The organism is Anoxybacillus sp. TBDG-1 (assembly GCF_054815885.1).
Genome location: NZ_JBTZSY010000002.1, coordinates 121,027 through 123,574, shown reverse-complemented (window position 1 = coordinate 123,574; position 2,548 = coordinate 121,027). Strand labels below are relative to the sequence as shown.

Sequence of the window (2,548 nt, the reverse complement as noted above, 5' to 3'; positions counted from 1 at the left end):
CTTTATAAATAATGAATAGATTATTTATAAAGTTTTGTAAGTTTTCTGTAACGGTGAGGACGATGCAAATACAAGTAGAAAGGCAACGAAAGACAAAAAAATGGCTTGTTCCGTCGTTTGTTAGCATATTGTTGCTTGGAGCAATCGCTTGTGTTGCCGTTTCGATTTATGTCGGCTGGAATTTGACGCATAAAGAGCGAAAAGCTGTCGTAGAAACGCCAGCAGCTTACGGTATGGTTTATGACAATGTTACGTTTATAAGCAAAGATGGCGGATTGAAACTGAAAGGGTGGGTGATCGAGCCGACAAAACAAGCGAAAATGACCGTTATTTTTTCGCACGGATACGGTGGAAATCGCTACGAGCCGAATGTGCCGTTTTTGCCAATTGCTAAAGCACTAACAGATGAAGGGTATCGCGTTATTATGTTTGATTTTCGCGCAAGCGGCGAATCGGAAGGAGATATGACAACGATCGGCGCAAAAGAAAAATATGATTTGCTTGGAGTCATTGACTATGCGAAACAACACTATTCTGAACCGATTGTTCTGTATGGAGTGTCCATGGGAGCAGCAACATCCATTTTAGCGGCAGGAATGGATAAAGATGTAAAAGCAGTCATTGCGGATAGCCCGTTTAGCGATTTAGAAGGATATTTACGGACATATATGCCCGTATGGACCAACTTGCCGAACGTTCCGTTTACGTATTTAATCATTACTTTTATTCCGATGATTACCGATTTAAATCCAGCCGAGTCGGTGCCGATCAAAGCGGTGGATACGATTGCTCCGCGCCCGATTTTATTTATTCATAGTAAAGCCGACCCGTCCATCCCATACAAAGAAAGCGTAAGCATGTACAACAAACATCCAGACGTATTTGAACTTTGGCTCACCGAAAAAGCGAAACATGTGAAAAGTTTTGATATGTATAAAGAGGAGTATATTCATAAGATATTAGCATTTTTAGAGAAGGTACAAAAATAAAATTCTGAATATTCATTGACTTTTGATAAAAAGATGAGTATGCTTGTAGTAAATTGGAAAAATAGAGAGGGGAAAGAAGATGAGTGTAGTTGAGCAGAGAAGAGGGTATTTTGGAGAGTTTGGCGGAAGTTTCGTACCGTCGGCGTTGCAGGAAGCGTTAGACTATTTAGAAGCGCAGTTTTTAAAGTACAAAGATGATCCCACATTCCATGAAGAGTTTACGTTTTATTTAAAAGAATATGTCGGGCGTGAAAGCCCACTCACATTTGCCTCAAGGTTGACTGAGGAGCTTGGTGGAGCGAAGATTTATTTAAAACGAGAAGATTTAAACCATACCGGTTCTCATAAAATTAACAACGTCATCGGGCAAATTTTATTAGCGAAAAGAATGGGAGCCAAACGTATCATTGCTGAAACGGGAGCTGGACAGCATGGTGTAGCGACAGCGACAGCTTGTGCCATGTTTGGGATGGATTGTGTGATTTATATGGGGGAAGAAGATACGAGACGGCAAGCATTAAACGTTTTTCGGATGGAGCTATTAGGGGCGAAAGTTGTTCCTGTAGCAAAAGGGCAAGGAAGATTAAAAGATGCAGTTGATGAGGCGTTAAACGACTATGTCCAAAACTATGAACATACATTTTATTTGCTTGGCTCAGCGGTTGGGCCACATCCGTATCCGACGATCGTGAAACATTTCCAATCTATTATTAGTGAAGAAAGTAAGCGGCAAATGATCGAGAAAGAAGGACGCTTGCCTGATGCTGTGATCGCTTGTGTGGGTGGTGGCAGTAATGCGATTGGTGCTTTTGCTCATTATATCGATGAACCGAGTGTGCGTTTAATCGGTGTTGAACCTGAGCGGGCCGCTACGCTCACAAAAGGTGTTCCCGCGGTCATTCATGGTTTTAAATGTCTCGTTTTGCTTGATGAAGAAGGAAATCCACAACCAACATATTCTATTGCCGCGGGACTTGATTATCCGGGAATTGGGCCAGAACATAGTTTTTTAAAAACATCAGGTCGAGCGGAATATTATACGGTCACGAACGAGGAAGTGTTAGAAGCATTTCAAACGCTTTCAAAAACTGAAGGAATTATACCGGCTTTAGAGAGTGCTCATGCCGTTGCATATGCAATGAAATTGGCTCCGACGCTCAATTCTGATCAAATGATTATCGTCAACTTGTCGGGGCGTGGTGATAAAGATGTTGAGCAAGTGTTTCATATGTTGAGAAGTTAGCCAAAAAACGTCGTTCCTATCATGCGGAACGACGTTTTTTGTTAATTTGCCTTTTTTAACATGTGCAATTCTTCTTCTGTCCGTGCAATACGACTAAGCTGATAGTCGAGTCGTTCGTGAATGTAAGCGATGTCCTGTTTTGTAGCCATTTCTCCTCGGATGTGAGCAATTTCATGCCGCATTGCATCTTGAATGCTACGTTGCTCTAGCTGGTTGTCTCGAATGGCCTTAATCATTGCTGTATTTTCCTTCATTTGCTCTTTCAACCAACGAATATCTTCTTCATGTCTATGAACGATTGCTTTTAATTCACCAA

The 2,548-nt window shown here is 41.5% G+C and carries 3 protein-coding genes; 2 read left to right on the top strand and 1 reads right to left on the bottom strand.

Annotated features, from left to right (window positions below):
* Positions 1-62: 62 nt before the first annotated feature.
* Positions 63-989: an alpha/beta hydrolase gene (locus ACYQY7_RS01535; RefSeq protein WP_461200397.1), complete on the top strand. Its 927-nt coding sequence runs from the start codon at positions 63-65 to the stop codon at positions 987-989.
* A 79-nt stretch (positions 990-1,068) separates the two neighbouring features.
* Entirely contained in the window at positions 1,069-2,232 is a 1,164-nt protein-coding gene (trpB, locus tag ACYQY7_RS01530) for a tryptophan synthase subunit beta (RefSeq protein ID WP_461200396.1), read from the top strand.
* Between the two features lie 41 nt (positions 2,233-2,273).
* Here the strand turns inward: trpB and ACYQY7_RS01525 are convergent.
* A partial coding sequence (locus ACYQY7_RS01525) for a hypothetical protein (protein ID WP_461200395.1) occupies positions 2,274-2,548 on the bottom strand: 275 nt, incomplete at its 5' end.

What these genes read in the sequence shown, in the direction of transcription:
- ACYQY7_RS01535 (WP_461200397.1), top strand. Translation starts at nt 63, where the DNA reads ATGCAAATACAAGTAGAAAGGCAACGAAAGACAAAAAAATGGCTTGTT.
- trpB (WP_461200396.1), top strand. Translation starts at nt 1,069, where the DNA reads ATGAGTGTAGTTGAGCAGAGAAGAGGGTATTTTGGAGAGTTTGGCGGA.